6 protein-coding genes are annotated in these 5476 nt (G+C 45.9%); all 6 read left to right on the forward strand.

Features of this window, described 5'->3' with window-relative positions:
* Positions 1 to 434: glycosyltransferase family protein (locus AC1DUA_RS21505; RefSeq protein WP_477501716.1), on the forward strand; the 434-nt coding region annotated here is incomplete at its 5' end.
* A complete protein-coding gene (locus AC1DUA_RS21510; protein WP_477501717.1) occupies positions 418 to 1680 on the forward strand; it encodes a glycosyltransferase family 4 protein in 1263 nt (420 codons plus the stop codon). The genes AC1DUA_RS21505 and AC1DUA_RS21510, both read left to right, overlap by 17 nt.
* The gene (locus AC1DUA_RS21515; RefSeq protein WP_477501718.1) at positions 1649 to 2794 is read left to right on the forward strand and encodes a glycosyltransferase family 4 protein; all 1146 of its coding nucleotides are present in this window, start codon (positions 1649 to 1651) and stop codon (positions 2792 to 2794) included. Before AC1DUA_RS21510 ends, AC1DUA_RS21515 begins: the two co-directional genes overlap by 32 nt.
* A 30-nt stretch (positions 2795 to 2824) precedes the next feature.
* Positions 2825 to 3925 (forward strand): glycosyltransferase, encoded by a 1101-nt coding sequence (locus AC1DUA_RS21520; protein WP_477501719.1) that lies wholly within the window; start codon positions 2825 to 2827, stop codon positions 3923 to 3925.
* A gap of 4 nt (positions 3926 to 3929) precedes the next feature.
* Positions 3930 to 5261: a UDP-glucose dehydrogenase family protein gene (locus AC1DUA_RS21525; RefSeq protein WP_477501720.1), complete on the forward strand. Its 1332-nt coding sequence runs from the start codon at positions 3930 to 3932 to the stop codon at positions 5259 to 5261.
* A gap of 41 nt (positions 5262 to 5302) precedes the next feature.
* Positions 5303 to 5476 (forward strand): sugar phosphate nucleotidyltransferase (locus AC1DUA_RS21530; protein ID WP_477501721.1); only part of this gene is annotated, 174 nt, incomplete at its 3' end.

Here is a 5476-nt window from a genome sequence, read left to right on the forward strand (position 1 = left end):
GGTTAGTTCGATTGTATAACCGTTCACAAATTCAGTATAAGGAAAGTCTTGTGCATGAAACACCGAATGTGGCGAATGAGGATGTCAYCTTCGTGCCAGGAGTCTTGTGGCATTATGGTTTCCGCAGCATTCATGACCATATTCAGCGGTTTAATAAATATACCGATCTGGAGGCAGAGGGCGCAGTAGCAATGGGAAAAAGGTTTAGCCTGCTGCGGATGCTCGTTCGACCTCCCTTGCGTTTCGTACAGAAATATATTGTTCATGGTTTGTATAAAAAGGGAATCCCGGGACTTGCCGTTGCACTTTTCTGGGGAATTTATGAATTCCTGATCTGCATGAAACAGTATGAGCTTGGATTAGCTCATAAACGTGTGAAGCAGTCCAAAGATGGGCCAATCAAGGAGGGGAAAGCTTATGCGACGATACAATGATTTACGGATCTTGTGCACCGGAATGGGCTGGCCCTCATCTCAGCCAGGTGGGTTAAACACCTATTTCAAGCATATATGCGAAAGCTTGGCTGCTCACCATGATCTTGAAGCATTGGTATGCAGTGCAAATAAGCCGGAAGTGAAAAGTGGTCTTCGTGTCATCAATGTGTCCGGTACTGATTTGAAATTGAGCAAACGGCGTGATGCTTTTCGTGGCCAAGCCGCAGAGATGATGAATGGGCAGCATGTTGACATCGTTTATTCTCACTTTGCTCCTTACAGTTTGGGCGTAGCTATGGAAGCGAAAGCACGAAATATTCCGGTTGTTATGACATTTCACGGTCCATGGAGTGAGGAAATAAGGCTTGAGGGCAAGGGTTTGAAGCATCGCTTCAAAACAATGATCGCTAGAACCTGGGAGATGAAAGCTTACCAGCTGGCGGATGCCTTCATCGTGTTAAGTGAAACTTTCCGTGATATTCTTCATCGCCAGTACGGCGTCCCGCTTGACAAGATACACATCATACCTGGCGGGGCGGACGTGGCTCGATTCAAGCCAGCAGCGAATCGCTCTTCAATAAGAAAGAAGCTGGAGCTGCCGGAAGGGAAAACCGTCGTGTTGACTTTGAGAAGATTGGTCAATCGAATGGGTCTGCTGCAACTGCTAGAGGCTTGGAAAGAAGTTGTACGATCCAAGCCGGAAGCTGTGCTGTTAATAGGCGGCAGGGGGCCGCTGCAAGCTGAGCTGGAAAGCCGAATTGTCGAGTATGGGCTACAGTCTAGTGTTAGAATGTTGGGCTACATTCCCGATAGTGAGCTTGCTGATTATTATCAGGCAGCMGATCTGTTCGTTGTACCTTCACAAGCGCTGGAGGGCTTCGGTTTAATAACCGTAGAAGCAATGGCAGCGGGGGTTCCGGTCATGGCAACTCCGATTGGAGGGAATCGTGAAATTCTTGAGAAATACCGGCCTGACATGCTGTTCTCGGGAACTAGCAGTCGTGATATAGCTTCAGGATTAACTCGCATATTGAAGCATCCTGAGTTGTGGCCTACAAGTGAGCAGTGTAGGAATCATGTGTTAGAGCATTATACGTGGAAAAGAGTTTCCGAGCAGGTGAATGACGTATTTAATTCTGTAATGGGTCTTGATAGTCACGCTTACGACGATAACCCATCGGGTGCAGCTAGGAAGAGAGGAGGACGTGAACAAGATGAGAGTAGCTTATTTGGATCATACCGCTAGATGGAGCGGAGGCGAAGTCGCTCTTTATAATCTCATTACGAATTTTGGCAATGAGATTGATCCCCTAGTTATTGTGGCTGAAGAAGGAGCGCTTGTTGATCGGTTAAGAGCTAAAGGGATTGATGTTCGCGTTTTACCTTTAAGTGATAAGGTGCGTAATCGCAATCGCAATGCCGTGAATTTTCAAGCGGTATCGGCTGCCTTTGAACTTCTGAGCTATGGGAAAAGAGTAGCCAAATTACTGAAAGCTGAGAAAGTCGCCTGTGTACATACGAATTCGTTGAAATCAGCTTTTTATGGAGCTGTAGCTGCAAAATGGGCAGGGATTCCACTCATCTGGCATATTCGGGATCATATTGGCGTTCCGTACTTGAAACCAATCGTTGCACAAGCGATTCGCCTGATGTCCCGATTGCTGCCTAATGGCGTGATAGCAAATTCCAAATCTACGTTGAATGCATTGAATTTGCCGAAGTCGAAGAAAACATTAGTTGTATACTCGGCATTCGCGAATTCCAGATCCAAAGGCCTATCAATCGTCGAGAAAGCATGGCGAAAGCCTTACGTAGTCTTGCTTGTTGGCCGATTGGCAGAGTGGAAGGGTCAGCATATTTTGCTCGAAGCGGCTAAATCCTTTCAATCTGATGACCAAGTTCATTTCTGGTTAGCCGGGGATGCCCTATTCGGAGAAGATGCCTATAAGAAGCAGCTTCTGCAGCAAATCGCCGACAATAATCTGAACAATGTCACCTTACTAGGTCATGTTGATGATATTCAGGCTTTAATGCAGAAAGCAGATCTTCTGGTGCATACTTCCATCACACCTGAGCCATTCGGTCAGGTTATTGTTGAGGGCATGGCAGCCGGTTTGCCGGTTATTGCTTCGAACGAAGGGGGTCCGACTGAAACTGTTGTGCATGGTGAAACCGGGCTTCTCATTACACCAGGGAAACCAGTCGTGCTTGCGGATTCAATTCGCTATCTGCTCGAGCATCCGGAGGAGCGACGCCGCATGAGTGAGAATGGCATTAAGCGTGTGGAGCAACACTTTGTTATCGAACGAACCGTTACCCAAATCACTCATTACTATGCAGGTTTCATCGCTAATTCGTGATGACCGCTTAGAGAGTAAAGGATGGATCAAATGAAAATAGCAATTGCGCATGATTATTTGGTTCAAATGGGCGGAGCCGAAAGAGTTGTTGAAGTCTTTCACCAAATGTACCCGAGTGCTCCCATTTATACGACCATGTTTAGCAACAATCGTCTGCTCGATGAACTGAGAGATGCGGATATACGAGCCTCTTGGTTGCAAAAAATGCCTGGAGGAAAAAGTCATTTTAAAGAAATGCTTCCTCTCTATCCCTTCGCGATTAAGGATTTTGACTTTCGAGAATTTGATATTGTGCTGAGCTCAAGCAGTGCGTTCATGAAGAGCATTCAGGTGCCGAAGAACACCTTCCATCTCTGTTACTGCCATACCCCAATGCGCTTCGCATGGGATTATGACACCTACATGGAGCGGCAAACCAAATCGAGTGTGATGAAACGTCTTTTGAAAATTTATATCGATCAGCTCAAGCAATGGGATCAAAAAACGTCAGTGAATGTGAATCAGTTTATCGCGAATTCCTCGGTCGTCAAAAATCGCATCCGAAATTATTATCACCGCGATTCCGATGTTATTTTTCCACCGATTAATACAACTCGCTTTCATAGCTCGACGAACATTGATGATTATTATTTGATCGTATCAAGACTTGTGTCCTATAAACGTATTGATCTGGCTGTAGAAGCCTTTAACCGAAATGGTCTGCCCCTACATATCGTTGGGGAAGGGCCCGATCTGATGAGACTTAAAGCAATGGCCAAAGGGAATGTTCGTTTTCTGGGAAGGTTAGATGACAGCTCAGTGACCAAAATGATGGCAGAGTGTCGAGCATTAATCTTTCCCGGCGAGGAGGATTTCGGCATTACACCGCTGGAAGCCAATGCGGCAGGAAGACCTGTCGTTGCTTATCAGGCTGGTGGCGCGTTAGATACAATTGTGCCTCATGTGAATGGTGTGTTTTTCAAACGGCAAGAGGTTGAGGATCTGCTGCTGGCTATTCAGGAAGTGGAAAACCATGCATGGGATGTGAGGCGAATCGTCGAGCACGCTCAGAAATTCGATGAAAAAACATTTATGGAGAAATTAAAAATCTACATGGCTAAAGCTTATCAACAATTCAGAGAGGGGAATTAATCGTATGGATATTGCAGTAATTGGAACAGGCTATGTGGGATTAGTTTCCGGGGTGTGCTTCGCTGAGGTGGGTAATAATGTTATCTGTGTGGATCAGGATGTACAGAAAATCGAAAAGCTGCAAAATCTGATTTCCCCCATCTACGAGCCTGGCATTGAACAGCTTATGGAGAAAAATATACATGCTGGCCGGTTAGCTTTCACAACGGATCTGGCTCACGCCATCCATCAATCTGAACTCATTATCATTGCCGTGGGAACACCATCCTTGCCTAATGGCGAGGCTAACTTGTCCTATATCGAGCAAGCAGCCATGGAAATTGGCAAGGCTATGAACGGCTACAAAATCATTGCAACGAAAAGCACAGTTCCTGTGGGTACGAATGAACATATTCAAATGATTATTGCGATGAATACGCAGCAGTCTTTTGATATCGTATCGATCCCAGAGTTTCTGCGCGAAGGTTCCGCGATCGACGATACCCTGCATCCGGACCGAATTGTGCTTGGGCTGGATAATCAGAGTTTGGCTGAACCACTCACAGATCTGCACCGTGCTTTTACGGATCAGATCTTCATCACCAGTATTCGGAGTGCCGAAATGATCAAATACGCTTCGAATGCTTTTCTAGCGACGAAAATTTCATTTATCAATGAAATCTCTAATATTTGCGAGAAGGTGGGCGCAGATGTCACGGAGGTTGCCAAAGGGATGGGGAAAGATAAGCGAATTGGTTCGTCCTTCCTGAGTGCCGGTATCGGCTACGGAGGCTCCTGCTTTCCGAAGGACACAGACGCTTTGATTCAAATTGCCGGCAATGTCGATTATGAGTTTCAATTGCTCAAGTCTGTAGTTGAAGTGAATAAATCGCAGCGTTACAAGGTGATTTCTAAGCTGGAAGCTTCGCTTGGAGTGCTTAGTGGCAAAGTTGTGGGCATTTGGGGACTATCTTTCAAGCCCAATACGGATGATATTCGCTACGCGCCATCGATTGAAATTGTTGAAACGCTGATCCGAGCAGGAGCGACACTGAAGTTGTACGATCCTATTGCAATGGATAAATTCAGGGAGCGTATCGATCATCCGTCCATTCAGTGGTGTGAGAATGCCATGGAAGCCGCAACCCACGCCGATGCAATTTGCTTGTTAACGGATTGGGAAGAATTCAAAACAATCTCCTTGTCACAACTTATTTTCGTCATGGAACAGCCTATTCTCATAGACGGCCGCAATGTGTATAGCCAAGAACAAATTCAGGGTACTGGGCTCAAGTATTATTCCGTTGGGCGACCTGACTTGATTGGTGTATCCAGGCCTAAAGCGCTGGTTAGATAATTTGCTTGTATCACATATAAATCAAATGGAGCGTGGTTTTCATGAAATTGGTTCTTCTTTCAGGCGGTTCCGGTAAACGACTTTGGCCATTGTCCAATGATTCTAGATCCAAGCAATTCTTAAAGGYACTTGAGGATGATAAAGGCAAAGATGAATCCATGGTACAACGCGTATGGAGGCAGCTGCAGAATACAGGCCTTGGCGAAGATGCGTAC

Source organism: Paenibacillus sp. 01T422 (genome assembly GCF_056398785.1).